The sequence below is a fragment of the Roseibium sp. AWQ4_254 genome, assembly GCF_056161025.1.
This window is the reverse complement of record NZ_JBSWYH010000019.1, coordinates 1-15,094: the sequence shown is the minus strand read 5'-3', so window position 1 is coordinate 15,094 and position 15,094 is coordinate 1. Positions and strand designations below refer to the sequence as shown.

18 protein-coding genes are annotated in these 15,094 nt (G+C 58.6%); 11 read left to right on the top strand and 7 right to left on the bottom strand.

From position 1 onward, the window contains the following. Window positions 1–94 precede the first annotated feature (94 nt). A complete protein-coding gene (gene pncA / locus ACXAIC_RS15345) occupies window positions 95–718 on the bottom strand; it encodes a bifunctional nicotinamidase/pyrazinamidase (RefSeq protein ID WP_475181164.1) in 624 nt (207 codons plus the stop codon). 162 nt (window positions 719–880) lie between these two features. On the opposite strand from pncA, the gene ACXAIC_RS15340 reads away from it, so the two are divergent. The 9 genes from ACXAIC_RS15340 to ACXAIC_RS15300 all read left to right on the top strand — a co-directional run bounded on the left by ACXAIC_RS15340 (window position 881) and on the right by ACXAIC_RS15300 (window position 9,616). Continuing rightward, a complete protein-coding gene (locus ACXAIC_RS15340; RefSeq protein WP_475181159.1) occupies window positions 881–2,218 on the top strand; it encodes an amidohydrolase family protein in 1,338 nt (445 codons plus the stop codon). A gap of 151 nt (window positions 2,219–2,369) precedes the next feature. Next, on the top strand, window positions 2,370–2,834 hold the full coding sequence (locus ACXAIC_RS15335) for an Lrp/AsnC family transcriptional regulator (protein ID WP_475181601.1): 465 nt from the start codon (window positions 2,370–2,372) through the stop codon (window positions 2,832–2,834). A gap of 243 nt (window positions 2,835–3,077) precedes the next feature. Then, window positions 3,078–4,376: an NAD(P)/FAD-dependent oxidoreductase gene (locus ACXAIC_RS15330; RefSeq protein ID WP_475181154.1), complete on the top strand. Its 1,299-nt coding sequence runs from the start codon at window positions 3,078–3,080 to the stop codon at window positions 4,374–4,376. Between the two features lie 62 nt (window positions 4,377–4,438). Continuing rightward, a complete protein-coding gene (locus tag ACXAIC_RS15325; RefSeq protein ID WP_475181149.1) occupies window positions 4,439–5,563 on the top strand; it encodes an ABC transporter substrate-binding protein in 1,125 nt (374 codons plus the stop codon). Between the two features lie 186 nt (window positions 5,564–5,749). Further along, complete coding sequence (locus ACXAIC_RS15320; RefSeq protein ID WP_475181145.1) at window positions 5,750–6,664, top strand: branched-chain amino acid ABC transporter permease; 915 nt, start codon at window positions 5,750–5,752, stop codon at window positions 6,662–6,664. Further along, window positions 6,657–7,667: a branched-chain amino acid ABC transporter permease gene (locus ACXAIC_RS15315; RefSeq protein WP_475181141.1), complete on the top strand. Its 1,011-nt coding sequence runs from the start codon at window positions 6,657–6,659 to the stop codon at window positions 7,665–7,667. The genes ACXAIC_RS15320 and ACXAIC_RS15315 overlap by 8 nt, the downstream gene beginning before the upstream one ends. 5 nt (window positions 7,668–7,672) lie before the next feature. Continuing rightward, entirely contained in the window at window positions 7,673–8,422 is a 750-nt protein-coding gene (locus ACXAIC_RS15310; RefSeq protein WP_475181137.1) for an ABC transporter ATP-binding protein, read from the top strand. Further along, complete coding sequence (locus ACXAIC_RS15305; RefSeq protein ID WP_475181133.1) at window positions 8,419–9,129, top strand: ABC transporter ATP-binding protein; 711 nt, start codon at window positions 8,419–8,421, stop codon at window positions 9,127–9,129. Before ACXAIC_RS15310 ends, ACXAIC_RS15305 begins: the two co-directional genes overlap by 4 nt. A 16-nt stretch (window positions 9,130–9,145) precedes the next feature. Beyond that, entirely contained in the window at window positions 9,146–9,616 is a 471-nt protein-coding gene (locus tag ACXAIC_RS15300; protein WP_475181129.1) for an L-2-amino-thiazoline-4-carboxylic acid hydrolase, read from the top strand. Window positions 9,617–9,812: 196 nt separating this feature from the next. Here ACXAIC_RS15300 and ACXAIC_RS15295 read toward each other — a convergent pair whose 3' ends face one another. From ACXAIC_RS15295 to ACXAIC_RS15275, 5 genes are read right to left on the bottom strand one after another with little or no spacing between them, the layout of a single operon-like run. Continuing rightward, on the bottom strand, window positions 9,813–10,109 hold the full coding sequence (locus tag ACXAIC_RS15295; protein WP_475181125.1) for a hypothetical protein: 297 nt from the start codon (window positions 10,107–10,109) through the stop codon (window positions 9,813–9,815). Continuing rightward, window positions 10,063–10,260 carry an SDR family oxidoreductase gene (locus ACXAIC_RS15290; RefSeq protein ID WP_475181597.1) on the bottom strand — a complete coding sequence of 66 codons (198 nt, stop codon included), beginning with the start codon at window positions 10,258–10,260 and terminating at the stop codon, window positions 10,063–10,065. Before ACXAIC_RS15290 ends, ACXAIC_RS15295 begins: the two co-directional genes overlap by 47 nt. Window positions 10,261–10,292: 32 nt before the next feature. Then, a complete protein-coding gene (locus tag ACXAIC_RS15285; RefSeq protein ID WP_475181121.1) occupies window positions 10,293–11,102 on the bottom strand; it encodes an SDR family NAD(P)-dependent oxidoreductase in 810 nt (269 codons plus the stop codon). 3 nt (window positions 11,103–11,105) lie between these two features. Next, window positions 11,106–11,588, bottom strand: coding sequence for a VOC family protein (locus ACXAIC_RS15280; protein WP_475181118.1), 483 nt, complete (start codon window positions 11,586–11,588; stop codon window positions 11,106–11,108). Beyond that, a complete protein-coding gene (locus tag ACXAIC_RS15275; protein WP_475181114.1) occupies window positions 11,581–12,192 on the bottom strand; it encodes a cupin domain-containing protein in 612 nt (203 codons plus the stop codon). Before ACXAIC_RS15275 ends, ACXAIC_RS15280 begins: the two co-directional genes overlap by 8 nt. Before the next feature lie 80 nt (window positions 12,193–12,272). Here ACXAIC_RS15275 and ACXAIC_RS15270 point away from each other — a divergent pair, with 80 nt between their 5' ends. Both ACXAIC_RS15270 and ACXAIC_RS15265 read left to right on the top strand, forming a co-directional pair. Beyond that, window positions 12,273–13,919 carry a phytoene desaturase family protein gene (locus ACXAIC_RS15270; RefSeq protein ID WP_475181110.1) on the top strand — a complete coding sequence of 549 codons (1,647 nt, stop codon included), beginning with the start codon at window positions 12,273–12,275 and terminating at the stop codon, window positions 13,917–13,919. Further along, the gene (locus ACXAIC_RS15265) at window positions 13,919–14,155 is read left to right on the top strand and encodes a hypothetical protein (RefSeq protein ID WP_475181106.1); all 237 of its coding nucleotides are present in this window, start codon (window positions 13,919–13,921) and stop codon (window positions 14,153–14,155) included. Before ACXAIC_RS15270 ends, ACXAIC_RS15265 begins: the two co-directional genes overlap by 1 nt. 321 nt (window positions 14,156–14,476) lie before the next feature. Here ACXAIC_RS15265 and ACXAIC_RS15260 read toward each other — a convergent pair whose 3' ends face one another. Beyond that, entirely contained in the window at window positions 14,477–14,941 is a 465-nt protein-coding gene (locus ACXAIC_RS15260) for a hypothetical protein (RefSeq protein ID WP_475181103.1), read from the bottom strand. Between the last annotated feature and the right edge of the window lie 153 nt (window positions 14,942–15,094).

The following is a 15,094-nucleotide window of genomic DNA, read 5'->3' as shown; positions in this document are numbered from 1 at the left end:
GGATTCATTCTAAAAAGCTTGTAATTCAGCCGTTTTGACGCCTCAATTTCCAGCTCTGCGCAGAGGCACGCAGACCTGCCCGCCAAAATACCCGTTAAAGATCTGCGCTGTGCACCGTGACGACACCTGCCTCCGCCATGGTCTTTTTGGCAGCCGCCAAAGATCCGTCCATATCAATGCCCCGGCAGACATCTTCGATCAAAAAGGTCTTGAAACCGTGCCCGCAAGCGTCAACAGCAGAAAAGGCCACACAGAAATCGGTAGCCAGTCCCGCCAGGAACACCCGCTCAAAGCCACGTTCCTTCAGATAGCCCGCCAGACCGGTCGGCGTTTTCTTGTCATTTTCATAAAAGGCGGAATAGGAATCCACCCCCGGCCGGAAGCCCTTGCGGATAATTAGCTCAGCCCCGGTGATGTCCAGACCGGCATGAAACTCTGCCCCCTGGCTGCCCTGAACACAATGGTCGGGCCACAGGGTCTGCGGTCCATAGTCCAGCGGGATCTGGGAGAAGGGATCGTGGCCCGGATGCGAGCTTGCAAAAGAGGAGTGGCCCGCCGGATGCCAGTCCTGGGTCAAAATACAATGGGCGAATTTTTGGGACAGCCCGTTGATTGGCCCGATAATGGCATCGCCCCCCGCGACCGCAAGCGCGCCTCCCGGGCAGAAGTCATTCTGCACATCAATGATAACAAACGCATCCGTGTCATTGTTGATCATGGATCTGCCTTTTCTTTTGCGCTCCGGCGCGGTGCCTGCCTATATATTCACCCTGACAATTTAACAGGCGGCCCGCAATTGCCAAGCAGAATTGCGGATGTCAATCCTGATCCGGCGAGGCCCATCCGACCCGGCCAGCCCCTTACGACGCAGAAAGCTTTCATGACCGGCTCCCCGACACAAGAGAACAGCACGACCCTTATTGCGGATCTGTTTCATGCCCCCGAACGCGGGCATGTGACGTTCCTCCCGCACGCAGCCATCACCTTTGACGGGGACGGCACGATTTTGGAGGTTGGCGATGCGGCTGCGGGCCCGGACGACGCCTTCCGCCTGCCGAAAGGCACATATCTTCTGCCCGGGCTTGTGGATCTGCATGTGCATGCCCCCCAGTATCCCCAGCTCGGCTCGGCCCTGGATGAGCCCCTGGAAGACTGGCTCCAGACCTACACGTTCCCGCTCGAAGCCCGGTATGAAGATGAAGACTTCGCCCGGGAGGTCTATGGCATGCTGATCGACCATATGCTGCGCTGCGGCACCACATCGGCCGTTCATTTCGGAACGGTGCATCTGCCTGCCACGCAAGCGCTGGCGCAGATCTGTCTGGACAAGGGGCAGCGGGCGCTGGTGGGCAAGGTGGCCATGGACCACCAGGACACCTGTCCGGAATACTATCGGGATACCTCGGCCGAAAGCGCCGTCTCCGGCACCCATAGCCTGATCACCTACATCCGCAACCTGCCGGGCAATGACACCGGACTGGTGCAGCCCATCATCACCCCGCGCTTCGTGCCATCCTGCACCGATGACTGCCTGCGCGGACTGGGGCAGCTGGCCGCACAAACCGGCGTGACGGTTCAGACCCACGTTTCGGAAAGCGACTGGGAGCACGGTTTCGTGGCAGAGCGCATGGGCATGAGTGATGCCGAAACCCTTGATCATTTCGGCTTGCTGCGCGAGCACACCCTTCTGGCCCATGCCAATTTTCTGTCGGATCAGGATATGAGCCTGGTCCGGGAACGGGGCGGCGGCATTGCCCATTGCCCCTGGTCCAATGCCTATTTTGCCGGCGCCGTGTTTCCCTTGCGGGCTGCGCTGGAACGCGGGCTGCGAGCCGGGCTCGGCACCGATATTTCCGGCGGACCGATCGGCACGGTCTGGGAAGCGGCCCGCATGAGCATTGCCGCCTCTCGCATGCTGGAAACCGGCGTGGATCCGCGCAAACCGGCCTGCGAACGGGGGGCGGGCCCGGCGCGGATTGATGTGGCGACCGCTTTTCATCTGGCCACGCGCGGTGGCGCCCTGGCGGCCGGGCTGGAAACCGGCGCTTTTGAGCCGGGGCTCAAATTCGACGCCATTGCGGTCAACCCCGCTGCCCCTCTTGGCCAGATTGCAGCCCATAGGGACGACACGCCCGACAGGCTTTTGGAAAAAATGCTCTATGGCGCCACCAAGGCCAATATCGAGCAGGTCTGGACGGACGGGATCAGACGCGTGTGATCAGGCCGGCCTGATTTGGCGCGCGGCCATATTGCAGCGCGAAAGATCCTGACCGGTTTGCCTAGAAGATTTATGCTCCCTTGCCAGCTTGAGGCGAAATATTTAGCATGAAAATGCTAAATGTTATCAATATTTGGAATGAACGATGCTTATTGATGAGTTTGATCGAAAGATACTATCCATACTCCAAGATGATGCTAGTCTTTCCGTAGCTCAAATTTCTGAACATGTAGGTTTATCGTCAACACCTTGCTGGCGCAGACTTCAGAAACTTGAGCGCGAAGGGTATATCGATGGACGTGTTACGCTTTTAAATCAGGAAAAGGTTGGTCTTGACCTAACGGTCTTTGTAATGATCCGAACCAACCAGCATAATACTTCCTGGCTTGAGAAATTTAACAGCGTCGTCGCTCAGTTCCCGGAGATCGTGGAAGTCAACCGTCTGGCAGGAGAGTACGACTACATCCTGAAAGTCATCACCAGGAACAACTCTTCCTATGACGCCTTCTACAAGAAATTTATCAATCTGATCGAGCTGAACGATGTCACCTCTTGCTTCTCCATGGAACAGATCAAGCGCAGCACAAAGCTGCCCCTTGACGCTGGCGCCATGTGAAGCTGGCCGGTCAGCAGCGCCCCCCCGCACATACTTCCCGTTTGTCAGCCGCCACAAGACACCCCGCTTGTCTCCGCCCAACGTGAGCAAATGCCTGCGCAGAGTGAGATCTGATGGGCAGGAAATTTGCGTCAGCCAATTGATTGGCCACGCCGGAGCTTTTATGGAAAGAGCGTCCCCGCCATGCCCATCGTTCGATGGCAAGCCCCCCTTGAAGCAGACCTAGAGAGTGGAGCCAGAGGCATGTTGTCCGGCCGCCAGATATCGACCTCCCTTTGGGCCAGCACCGCGCCGGACCGGCAGGTGACCAGCCCCCTGACCGGGGACCTTCAGACCGATATTGCCGTCATCGGCGGCGGATTTTCCGGCCTGTCCACGGCCCTTCATCTGGCCCGGCGCGGCGAGACCGTCACCCTTTTGGAGGCAGGCACGGTCGGGAGTGGCGGGTCCGGGCGCAACAACGGTCAGGTCATCCCGACCCTGACAGCTGCTGAACCGGATGCCATAGAGGACCGGTTTGGAGAGGCCGGAGAACGGTTCGTTGCCCTTGTGCGTGACAGTGCCAGCACCTTGTTCGACCTGATCCGCGCCGAGAATATTCAGTGCGAAGCGGAACAGACCGGCTGGTATCAGCCGGCCCACCGGGAGAGCCGGCTGGCGCTCAGCGAGGCTCGGGTTGAGGCCTGGTCCAAACGCGGCGCCCCCTGCCGGCTTGTCGGCCGGGACGAGTCGGAACGGCTGTTGGGCAGCCGCTTGTGGCATGGCGGCCTTTACAATCCGACCGGCGGACATATCAATCCGCTGGCCCTGGCGCGGGGCCTTGCGGTTGTTTGTGAACAGCAGGGTGTTCAGATTCACGAGGGCACGCCTGTCTTCAGCCTCCAGCGGAGCGGCAGCATGTGGCAACTGAAAACGCCTCATGGCACGCTTACGGCCCGGGCCGTGATGCTGGCCAGCAATGCCTATACCGGGCTCAAAGCCCCAAATCTGGCCCCCGGCCTGGCCCGCTCACTCGTGCCGGTTCTTTCCTGGCAGATGGCGACCGCGCCCTTGAGCGATTCCCAGCGGGCCAAGGTCGTGCCCGGCCGGGAAGCCGTGTCGGACACACACGGGGATCTGCGCTTCTTCCGCTTTGACCAAGGAAACCGTTTGGTCACAGGCGGAGCGCTCGCCCTTGGCTTCAACGGGCCGGAGCGGCTGAAGACGCTTGCGGGCAAACGGCTCCGGGAAGCGTTTCCGGTTCTGGGAACCCCAAAATTCGATTTCGTCTGGAACGGTTACATCGGCATGACCGAAACCCGGTTTCCATTTCTTTCCCGACTTGGACCGGACCTTTGGACCTGGGCGGGCTGCAACGGGCGCGGCGTGGCCTTGTCCATCTCGCTTGGGCGCGAATTTGCGGCCGCCCTGTGCGGCAAGCCCGAAAATGAGCTGGCCCTGCCCTTCAGCGCTCCGAAGCCGATTGCGTTCCATGGCCTTGTCAAACGCTTCGCCCCTTCGATTATGCTGCCCTATTACCGGTGGCGTGACAGGCGGGACTGACCAGAGCCCCGTTTCACCCAGAAAATAAAACAACCTTTCCAGACCTTAAGGAGACCTCTGTCATGATTGTCACACGCAGAACCTATCTTGGACTGATTGGCGCGGCGGCCTGCCTGCTGGGCGCCCGTGTCAGCGCGCTGGCAGATGATGCCATCTATGTGGGCTATCAGTTGCCACTCACCGGCAACACGGCCCAGTACGGCCAGGACTTCAAGACAGCGGCCGACATCGCGCTGAAGGACTTCAATGCCTCCGGCAAGTTGCCCGTGCCGGTGAAGATCATTTACGAAGACTCCCGCTCCGACGCAAAGGAAGGCGTTGCAATCGCCCGCAAGTTCTCCGACGATGACCGGATTGTCGCAGTCATCGGCGATTTCACCTCCACCGTCTCCATGGCGGCGGCCCAGGTTTACAAGCGCGAAGGCGTGACGCAGCTGAGTCAGACTGCCTCCCACCCCGATTATGCCAAGATTTCCAAATGGCAGTTCCGCAACATCACCACCCAGGCCCAGGAAGGGGTTTTCAACGCCGACTGGATGAATGACCAGGGGTTTAAGAAAATCGCGGTGATTGCCGAACAGACCGACTGGGGCCAGTCCGTCGTCAAGGATTTTTCCAAAAAGGTCGCCGAAAACGGCGGTGAAGTCGTCTTTACCGAATATTTCAACCGGGGCCTGCCGGATTTCCGCTCTATCATCACCAAGATCGAACGGGCCAAACCGGATGCCATCTATACCGGCTTCTTTTATGAGGACGCTGCCCAGTTCCTGAAACAGATGAAACAGCTGGGAGCCAACATTCCGGTGCATTCCACCTCGGCCGCCTATAACCAGAAGCTGCTCGAACTGGCGGGGCCAGCAGCCGAAGACCTTTATCTGACAGCCACGTTCCTGCCGAACAGCGATGCGGACAACGTCAAAAAATTCGTTGCCGAATGGAAAGCGGCGCGCGACGGAGCCGAGCCCGGCCAGTTTCCGGCCCAGGCCTATGATGCGGTGAACATCATGCTGGCGGCCGTCACCCGGGCCTATCCGGATGTCAACCGCGCCCATGTGCGTGACGAACTTGCCGCAACCAAGGACTTCCCGGGCGTGACCGGCGTCACCTCCTTCGACAGCAATGGGGAAGCGCAAAAGCAGCTGACCAAAGCCATGGTCAAAGACGGCGCCTTCGTGCCAGTCAAATAAATCAAGACCCGGCTCTGCGCCCGCCAGACGGCACGGGCGCGGAGTTCCAGGCCGCCGGCCAAGCGCATCCCCATGGGCCGCCTGACCCCTGGACCTGATACTGGACGCCCGATACTGGGCATCTGACCCCGGCGGGCTGGTCCCGGCTTGTGTCCGCCGAAACTCTCAACTCCAAGGGCAATGCGCGTGCTTGATCCTTATTATCTTCAGCAGCTGACAATCGGCATCTCGCTCGGCATGGTCTATGCCCTGATGGCGATCGGTTTCACCCTCATATTCGGCGTCCTCAATGTGGTGAACTTCGCCCACGGGGAAGTCTACACAATCGGCGCTTTTGCGGGCATCCTGGCGATCGCCGCCTTCGGACCGCCCTTTATGATCATCGTCTTCATCGTTCTGGCGGTTGGCGCTTGTGCAGGCTATAGCCTGGAACGGATCGCGTTCCGGCCCTTCCGCCGGTTTTCCGACGAAGCGTCCTTGAAGTCCCGTGCCATGCGCGAGGCCACGTTGATGTCCTCCCTGGCCATGTCGATCATTGCGCGCGAAGGGATGGAACTGGTGTTCGGATCCGAATTCCAGACCATCAATATCAGCTATCTTATCAACCAGCCGATCCGCCTGGGGCCGGTCACCATCGTCAATGGCGACATTATCATCTTCATGGTCTCCGCCCTGATGCTGGCCGGGCTCCAGTATCTTCTCAAATACAGCGCCATCGGCCTGTCGATCCGCGCCGTGTCAAACAACCCGCTCGGCGCGAAATATGTGGGCATCAACACGGACCGCACCATTGTGCTGACCTTTGTCATCGGCTCGATGATGGGGGCTCTGGCCGGTATTCTGGTCGGCCTCTATTATGGCGCCGTGTTCCCGTCCATGGGCTTCATTCCCGGCATCAAGGCCTTTGTCGCCATGGTCATGGGCGGCCTCAGTTCCATTCCCGGCGCCGTAATTTCCGCCCTGATCCTGGGGGTTGCCGAGAGCATCTCGACCACCTTCATGTCCTCCGTCTGGTCGGACATGGTCGCCTATCTGTTCCTGATCATCACGCTGGTGTTTTTCCCGCAGGGCCTCTTCGGGGCAAGGAGGGAACGTGTCTAAGGAACGTCTTCACACGGCCGGTTTGAAACTTGCCCTTCTGCTCCTTCTTTTTGCGGCCTTGCCCGCCCTACTTGCCTATCTCGACCAGGGCTATCTCTATCAGATCGCAACCCTGGCGCTGATTTTCTCTCTGCTTGCCGTCTCCCTGCAGCTTGTGACCGGGATTGCGGGTCTCCTGCATCTGGGCCATGCGGCCTTTTACGGGGTCGGCGCCTATATTGCCGCGCTGGCGGGAGCCGAATACGGCATCGGCTTTACCATCGGCCTGCCCCTGGCCGGGATCGGCGCGGCCCTGATTGCCCTTGTGGTCGCCCTGCCGACCATGCGGCTGGTCAGCATCTATTTCGCCGTTGCCACGCTCGGGATCGGCCAGATGATCTATCTGGTGCTTCAGAACTGGGTGGCCGTGACCAAAGGCCCGAACGGTGTGATCCTGTTTTCCGGCATTGACCTGTTCGGCTTTGAAATCAACAGCGAGATCGGGACCTATTTTGTGGTGGCCTGTGTGGTTGCCGTGTCCATCTGGGTGCTGCACCGGCTGAGCCATTCTTATTATGGCAACGCCCTTCGCAGCCTGCGCGAAGATGATCAATGCGCCGACGCCATGGGTATCGACACCGTCCGCCTCCGGATCGAAGCCTTCATGATCTCGTCCTTTTTCGCCGGAATCGCCGGTGCTCTATGGGCCTATACAACGGGCTATATCTCACCGGTCGATTTCGACTTCTCCGAGTCGATCCTGATCCTGGCCATGGTGGTGGTCGGCGGCCTCGGCAGCATTCCCGGTGCCATTATCGGCGCCCTCCTGCTGATCCTTCTGCCGGAAATCCTGCGGCCGGTTGGCGACATCCGCAATATCATCGTTGGGGTCGTGCTGTTCTGCTCAATCCTGTTCCTGCCCAAAGGCCTGTTCGGGGAAGTGCCGGCGCTGAACTTCATCCGCCGCCAGATGAATGGCGCATGGCAGAACCCTCATGACAAACAGAAGGTGGGCTGGAAATGACGGCCATGCTTGACGTCGACACCGTTTCCCGCCAGTTCGGCGGCCTGATGGCCGTGGACAGTGTCACCACTTCTGTGGGCGAAGGCGAACTGATTGGCTTGATCGGCCCCAATGGCGCGGGCAAGACCACCCTCTTCAATCTGATCTCCGGCTTCACGCCGGTCTCCTCAGGCGAAATCCGCTACAGGGGAGCCAGGATCAGCGGCCTGAAACCGTCTGCCATAGCAGCAAAAGGCATCTCCCGCACGTTCCAGAACCTGCGGGTGTTTCCCAACATGACCGTCTTTGACAATGTCTCGGTCGGGGCGGTCGGAGCCATTGGGCAGTCGCCGTTTCAGGCGGTTCTGGCAGGCTCACAACGGTCGCGGGAGATTTCCGAACGCAGCTGGGAAGCGCTTGAGCGGGTCAATCTGACCCAGTATGCCAATGATCTGGCCGCCAACCTTGCCTACGGCAAGCGCAAATATCTGGAGATCGGCCGGGCGCTTGCCATGACCCCCGATCTCCTGATCCTGGATGAACCGGCAGCGGGTCTGAACGATTCTGAAACCGCCGAACTCGCCGCCTTTATCAAGGACCTGCATGCGGGTGGCCTGACCATCATGCTGGTCGAACATGATATGGGGCTGGTAATGAGCATTTGTGAACGGATTGTCGTTCTGGCGTCGGGCCGGAAAATCGCCGATGCGGATCCGGCCACCGTGCGGCAGACACGGGAGGTTCTGGAAGCCTATTTGGGGGTGGAGGAGGAATGAGCCTTCTGGAGATAGACAATCTGGCCCTGCGGATCGGCGTTCAGGACATCCTGCACGGCATCAGTCTGGAGCTGCCGGAAAAGGGCATCTTCGCCATTCTCGGGGCCAATGGGGTCGGCAAGACCAGCCTGATGCGTTGCATTTCGGGCATCTACAGCCCCACCGGAGGAGAGATCCGCTACAATGGTGACAATCTCGCCGGGCTGAAAAGCTACCAGATTGTGGACAAGGGCATCTTGCAGGCCCCGGAAGGCCGGCAGATCTTTTCCAACATGTCAGTGCTGGAAAATCTCACCATAGGCGGCGGGCCGCTCAAGACCCGGGAACTGGACCATGTGCTGAGCCTGTTCCCGAAACTGAAAGAACGGCTGAAACAGGGAGCCGGTTCTCTTTCCGGCGGCGAACAGCAGATGCTGTGCATTGGCCGGGCGCTGATGCGCAAACCCAAAGTGTTGCTGCTGGACGAGCCATCCCTGGGCCTGGCCCCCATGCTGGTGCGGTTCATTTTTGACCTGGTTGAGCAAATCCGTTCGGAAGGCTATGCCATTTTGATCGTGGAACAAAACGCAAAGGCGGCCTTGCGCATTGCTGATCAGGCCGCCGTGATCGAGGGCGGGCGGATCATCATGTCCGGCCCCGCTGGCGAACTTGCAAGTGACAGCCGGGTGGCCGATGCCTATCTTGGCGGCCACACGCCTGCAAGCTGATACAGGGAGGACCCCAATGACACTTCCCATGATTGAAAAACGGCGCATTGAGGCGTCAATCCTCAAATGTGTGTTTGACGTTCTGGCCGAGCGTCATGGCCGTGCCGAGGCCGAAGCGGTGATCGGCGAAGCGGTGTCAAACTCCGCCATCGCCCAGGGACAGGAGTTCCGCGACAAGGAAGAGCAGGAGCCAACCCTTGAGGATTTCGCCGCCCTGCTACCCTTATGGCAAATGGATGATGCGCTGCAGATCGAGGTGCTGGACAAAGCGCCTGACAAGCTGGATTTCAACGTCAAGCGTTGCCGCTATTCGGAAGTCTATAAAGAAATGGGCCTCGGCGACATCGGCCATCTCCTGTCCTGCAACCGGGATGGCGATTTCTGCATCGGCTACAATCCGAAGATGGAACTGACCCGGACACAGACCATCATGAAGGGCGCCCCCCATTGCGACTTCCGCTACCGCCTTAAACCGGACGAGACATAGCGCAAATCGTATTTCACCGGATGCGCCTGTCGCGGCCGGGCATCAGAGATCACAAAGCAAACGACAAGCAAGACAACGGCCCCCTTTTCAGCCTTCCTTTGGAAATGGGGTCCGTTCGTTTTACGGATGATACCCAGCTTGCCAGCCGCAATTTCTTCCGATGCTTCAATCCTGGACATAAATTCCGGATAGCCGGTCAGAGCCCCTTCCCGATATGGATGATTGGCTGATAGAGATCGACATCCAAAAATGCAAAGGCAATTGGGCCGCATCGGATGTAGTCAAACTTCGGTCCGTCTATCTTGATCACGTCGACATTGTCGATATTGGAAACCTCCAAAGAGGCTCTCATCCAACTTTCATCGTTGTTTTTGAAAAAACATGCGCAGAGAAGGATTTTCCCAAGCTGCTCGATGTCGTGATTGGCTTGCGGATCCACGCCCCCCTCAAAAGGGTCCAGTGCGTACCCCATAGAGCCCAACTCGATCGGCAATTGTTGATCCGCCGTCGGCCGTCAGCGCAGCACTTTTGATGATGGACGCCTTGCTGGAGCACAGGTAGGCCATCACGGCGGTAACTTCTTCCGGGTCTACTGGGCGGCCGAGCGGGACATCTTTGGTGCCGTGGGCATAGGCCTCTTCCACCGACACCAACCCGGTGCCCAAGTGATGTCAAATCAGCCGTTAAAGAACCTTTGCAGTCTGGCAAAGCCCGGGATATGGGACGAGGTGCCGCCGTCGGCTGCCATGGCCTGCCCGGTGATGTAACGGGCTTCGTCGGAAGCAAGGAACGCAACAAGATGCGCGATATCATCCGGGGCACCGAGATACGGGGTGAGTGTCTCTTCTTCCACGGTTTCGCGCAGTTCAGGCGGCAGATTGCCGAGCGCTGACGAAGTTCCTGTGAGACCCGGAAGAACAGCATTACAGCGGATTCCCCGCTTGCCATGGCTGGTGGCAATGGACCGTGTCATCTGGATCACGGCCGCCTTGGAGGCCGAGTAGGCCGCCTGGATGACATTGCCCTGCAGCGCCAGGTTGGACGCGGTGTTGATGATCGAGCCGCTTTTTTGAGGTGTCATGATCTTCAAGGCTTCCCGGCAGGCGATCATGGTGCCGCGGGTGTTGACATGGAAGGTCCGGTCCCAGTCTTCCGTCGCCATATGCTCGATATCGAGATCCCGCTGGGCCATTTCCGGCGTCAGCAGCGCCGCATTATTGTTAATCGCGTCCAGGCGGCCATAGGCCTCCAGCGTCGCCTTGAACATGGCGAATATACTGTCCTCATCGCCCAGATCCACATAGACGGACTGCGCCTCCGCGCCGCCGGCCCGCAGCTCTTCGGCCAGAGCTGCAGCCCGGTCTTCTGAAATATCGGCAATCATCACCCGGGCACCATGGGCTGCCATGATACGGCAAACCGCACCGCCAATGCCCCCTGCACCGCCAGTTACCATCACGGCCTTGCCCTTAAGCGAATAGCTCATCTGTTACTCCGGAAAATCATTTGCATTAACGATCTCCACCAGGAGATCACAGGGATCTTTGAAAAAGAAGGCCTTGGCGGGTTCCCGGCCGGGTTTAAGGGATGGATCATCTTCGACAACCATCGGCTTGCCGACCTCACGGATGATGCCGACGATTTCAACATCATCGCGGGCCTGCAGTATTTCCAGCGCCGCCTGGCAGCTGCCGACGGAAAAACAGGGATGCTTGATGCCTTGGACGCTCAGATCCGTGTTCGGCGCATGGGCATGGGCCGGCACCGGCTCCGATCCCTGCTTTTCGAACAGTTCGAAGCGGAAGTCATCCCGCCGCAGGAAAGCGATCTTCGTGCCGATGGCCTCGATATCAAACCGGCTTTCCAGCTCCAGGCCGAACACCTCGCCGTAAAAGGCGATGGCCCGGTCGATATCACGCACCGAAAAGCCTGCATGATGCCATTTCAGGTCGGGGAATAATCCATCAGGCATCGGCCAGCCCCTTGACGGCCGCATCATGCGCGTCTTGCTTGGCGGCAAGGTCCATTTCAAATTGGCCGTCAGTCAAGACAAACAGCATTCTGGTAATGTTGTCCGTCCGGTTGGTCCAGGCATGAATTGTGCCCCGCTGGACCACCATGTCGCCCTCTTCCAGAACCACTTCACTGTCATCCAGCAGCAATACGATTTGCCCCTTTAAGACAAGGCCGTAATCGATGCTCTCGGTGCGGTGCATCAAAGGGTGGCGCCCCGAAACCGTGTGGTCTGCATTCTCCGCCAATCCGACCGTCTCAAAGAGAGCCCGGGCGGTTTCCTTGTCAAACTTCGGGCCCTCCGGCCCCTCTGGCGGCAAGTCGACGATGCGGACAATCGTGCCGTGTGCCGGAGGCGCCGTATCGCGGTGAATGTCGGTCGGCTCTTCCTCTGTTTCGCCGATTGGACACGGCATCTGGCGTGTGTTCCAAAGCTCGTGAAACGCGAGACCGGGCTGGTGATCAGGACGGGTCACGTGAGGCGGAACGCCATCAGACAACACCACCGCCTTCCCGGTTTCATCATGGCCTGTCACCACCCGCCGAACGTTTTTTGACACCATAATGCACACCCTCCATTATTTGGTTGGTCGTATAAATAACTTTCTTTGAGGTGTGAGCGCAAGTCAAGCCGGGAACAAAAATGTGCCTTCTTTTCAGAAGCGAATGTCCAGATTTAAATAGGTCTCAGCAATTCTGGGAGGACTTGATGAGTAGCTATGACGTCGTCGTTATGGGTGCGGGGCACAACGGCCTGGTGGCCGCGTGTTACCTGGCCAAAGCCGGCAAGAAGGTTCTGATTCTCGAACGCCAGCCTTTTCCGGGCGGTGGCGTTGTAACGCGGGAGCTGAACACGCCGGGTTACCGGCATGACCTGCACAGTTCCTGCCACATCATGATTCAGGGTAACCCGATGCTGACCGAGGATGAACTCGGTCTGAAGGCGAAATACGGGTTGAACTACCGCTACTCGGATGTGCCCTATGCCTCGATCTTTCCGGATGGAAAGACGCTGATCACCTACAAGGATCTCGACAAGGCCTGCGCTGAGATCGCCAAATTCAACGCCAAGGACGCCGAGACCTACCGCGCCTTCGCGCAGCGCTCGATGGACATGCTGCCGATGTTTGCCAGCGGACTCTATTCTCCCCCCCTCCCATTGGGCCCCGCAATGGCGATGTTCGACAGCTCTGATGAGGGCCGCCTGATCCTGGACGCGATGAGCCGCTCCTCGCTCGATCTCGTCAATCAGTATTTTGAAGGCGACCACATCAAGATTCACCTGTTGAAGCTGGTGACTGAAAATCTGCAGCTGCCCGATGAACTTGGCACCGGCATGGGCATCTTCCTGATGCCCGGGATCATTCATAAATGGGGTGTGAGCCAACCGATTGGCGGCTCCGGCGGCCTGACCGACGCGCTGGTGCGCTGCTTCGAAGATCTGGGCGGCGAGTTGCGCCTGGAAGCGGAAGTCTCCAAGGTTCTCGTTGAAGGCGGGGAAGCCAAGGGCCTGCAGCTGACAACAGGCGAAGAGTTCCGCGCCAAGGACGGTGTGATTGCTGCTCTGCATCCGCGGGTTCTTTCGAAATTCGTTGAGGGCATCGACCCGGCCGTCGAGCGGCGCTGCCAGGCGGTCAATCCGTCGCCCCAGTCCCTGTTTGTGTCTCACTACGACTTGAAGGAACGCACGAAATACACCGCCGGTGAGGAAATCACCTCGGCGACCATGCTTGAGTACTTCCCGTATGAAGACATGGACAGCCTGATGGATGATTTCGATTATCTGCGCCGCAAGCGCATTTCGCCGCGCCGCCTGCTCGGTGGTGGCGACGAGACCCATGGCGATCCGACCCGGGCGCCGGAAGGGGCCGGGATCTTCCACTCCATCACCATGGCGCCTTACTGTATCGACGGGAAAACGCCGGAATACTGGGATGAGTACAAGGAAGAATATGCTGCAGAGACCCTGAAGCAATATCAGCCCTTCATCTCCAACCTGACGGAAGACAACATCATTGCAGCGTCCCATTGGTCGCCGCTGGATATGGAGCGCTCGTCGCCAAATTCCTTCGTGCTGGGTGATATGCATGGCTGCGCGCCCTACGTCTATCAGACCATGGGGCACCGCCCGACGCCGGATCTCGGCCAATACACGGTGCCGGGTGTGGACGGGCTGTATCTGGTCGGGCCGTTCATGCACCCGGGCGGCGGGGTTTATGGCGCGGGCCGCGCGACGGCCATCCGCATGTTCGATGATTTGGATATCGATTTTGAGAGCGTGGCAGCCTGATGAAACTTCTCGATTCTACCGGCAAAGAACTGATGACCGTCTCCAAGCTTGCGGCGGATGACCGGAACTTTCTGGTCATCAAGGGCAAGATTTTCGGAGCCATGCCCATGGCGGCAAAGCTCTCGCCTGAAGAGGCGCGGGCCGCGCTGAAGCTTCTGGATGCAAAAACCATCTGGTTTATCCTGACGCTTTTGTTCCGCAAGTCGAAGCCGGCACAAAAGAAAAAGCGCGGCTGAGCCCTCAGCGCCTAACCTGAATGTGGGCGCATAGCAAAAGACAAAGCCGAACCCCGTGGCCCATCAGGGCTTTCGGGGTTGGCACATATTTTAAAAATCTGAAACAGTTAAGAAACCGCGACGTCCCAGGCCCAGGCTGGTACGGACGTCAATCGCCCGCTTTGCGCCCACAAATTGGTCATTCACCAGCGCCCCAACTCGTCCGGAAAGCCGCCGTTCGTCGCACGGGAACCGGGCATTCGCCGCCACGTGAACGAACGTCAGAAATGCGGACAAAGTGAGCTTTCGCTGCGGCCGCGCGAAAGTCGGCTTTTCTCTCGGCTAAGCGTTAATATATGCTAGCACTTGACCCAAAGGGTCTGCAGCCTTGCCGAGTATGGTAGAGGTCCAAGACTCAACCTCACCTCGGACGATGTTCATTTCCCAAACGCAGCCCACAATCTCATCTACGCCGTCCTGAAATACCGTAGGATTGTTCCATTGCGCCTTGATCTGAAATGGCTGCGCCAACACGCTACCCCACTGCCAATAGAATACCGGAGAAACGATAGCAGTTTCCGCGAAGTGAATGATCTGAAAGCCGATTCCGTGGTTCCCTACCTCATTCTCTAATGAACCTGCATCGGGCAGCCGGTTAAGCGCTTCGTCCGTAGCGGCTGCTGCCGCATCTTCATCAAAGGATCTTCCATCTGCGAGGATGGCGTATCTCTTCAAACGCCAGCCTTGATCATTGACCGGGTCCAGACGCACGACGTCTCGTTCTCTAAATGGTTTGAGGTGTTCCAAGGCTAATCTCCACGGCGCTATCTCGGCAATGTTAACCTTTGATGCAAAATTCAAAAGATCAAATTAGAGCGTTTCCCGCTTACTCCGGCTCATATCCTGCGGCAGCGAAGTAGTTTCTTGCCTCTGAGGGCGTGACTGCGTCTATCGCAGACG

Excerpts from the sequence above, each read along its gene's own strand:
- pncA (WP_475181164.1), bottom strand. The coding sequence starts at position 718 with ATGATCAACAATGACACGGATGCGTTTGTTATCATTGATGTGCAGAAT.
- ACXAIC_RS15340 (WP_475181159.1), top strand. The coding sequence starts at position 881 with ATGACCGGCTCCCCGACACAAGAGAACAGCACGACCCTTATTGCGGAT.
- ACXAIC_RS15330 (WP_475181154.1), top strand. The coding sequence starts at position 3,078 with ATGTTGTCCGGCCGCCAGATATCGACCTCCCTTTGGGCCAGCACCGCG.
- ACXAIC_RS15325 (WP_475181149.1), top strand. The coding sequence starts at position 4,439 with ATGATTGTCACACGCAGAACCTATCTTGGACTGATTGGCGCGGCGGCC.
- ACXAIC_RS15310 (WP_475181137.1), top strand. The coding sequence starts at position 7,673 with ATGCTTGACGTCGACACCGTTTCCCGCCAGTTCGGCGGCCTGATGGCC.
- ACXAIC_RS15305 (WP_475181133.1), top strand. The coding sequence starts at position 8,419 with ATGAGCCTTCTGGAGATAGACAATCTGGCCCTGCGGATCGGCGTTCAG.
- ACXAIC_RS15300 (WP_475181129.1), top strand. The coding sequence starts at position 9,146 with ATGACACTTCCCATGATTGAAAAACGGCGCATTGAGGCGTCAATCCTC.
- ACXAIC_RS15285 (WP_475181121.1), bottom strand. The coding sequence starts at position 11,102 with ATGAGCTATTCGCTTAAGGGCAAGGCCGTGATGGTAACTGGCGGTGCA.
- ACXAIC_RS15280 (WP_475181118.1), bottom strand. The coding sequence starts at position 11,588 with ATGCCTGATGGATTATTCCCCGACCTGAAATGGCATCATGCAGGCTTT.
- ACXAIC_RS15275 (WP_475181114.1), bottom strand. The coding sequence starts at position 12,192 with ATGGTGTCAAAAAACGTTCGGCGGGTGGTGACAGGCCATGATGAAACC.
- ACXAIC_RS15270 (WP_475181110.1), top strand. The coding sequence starts at position 12,273 with ATGTGCCTTCTTTTCAGAAGCGAATGTCCAGATTTAAATAGGTCTCAG.
- ACXAIC_RS15265 (WP_475181106.1), top strand. The coding sequence starts at position 13,919 with ATGAAACTTCTCGATTCTACCGGCAAAGAACTGATGACCGTCTCCAAG.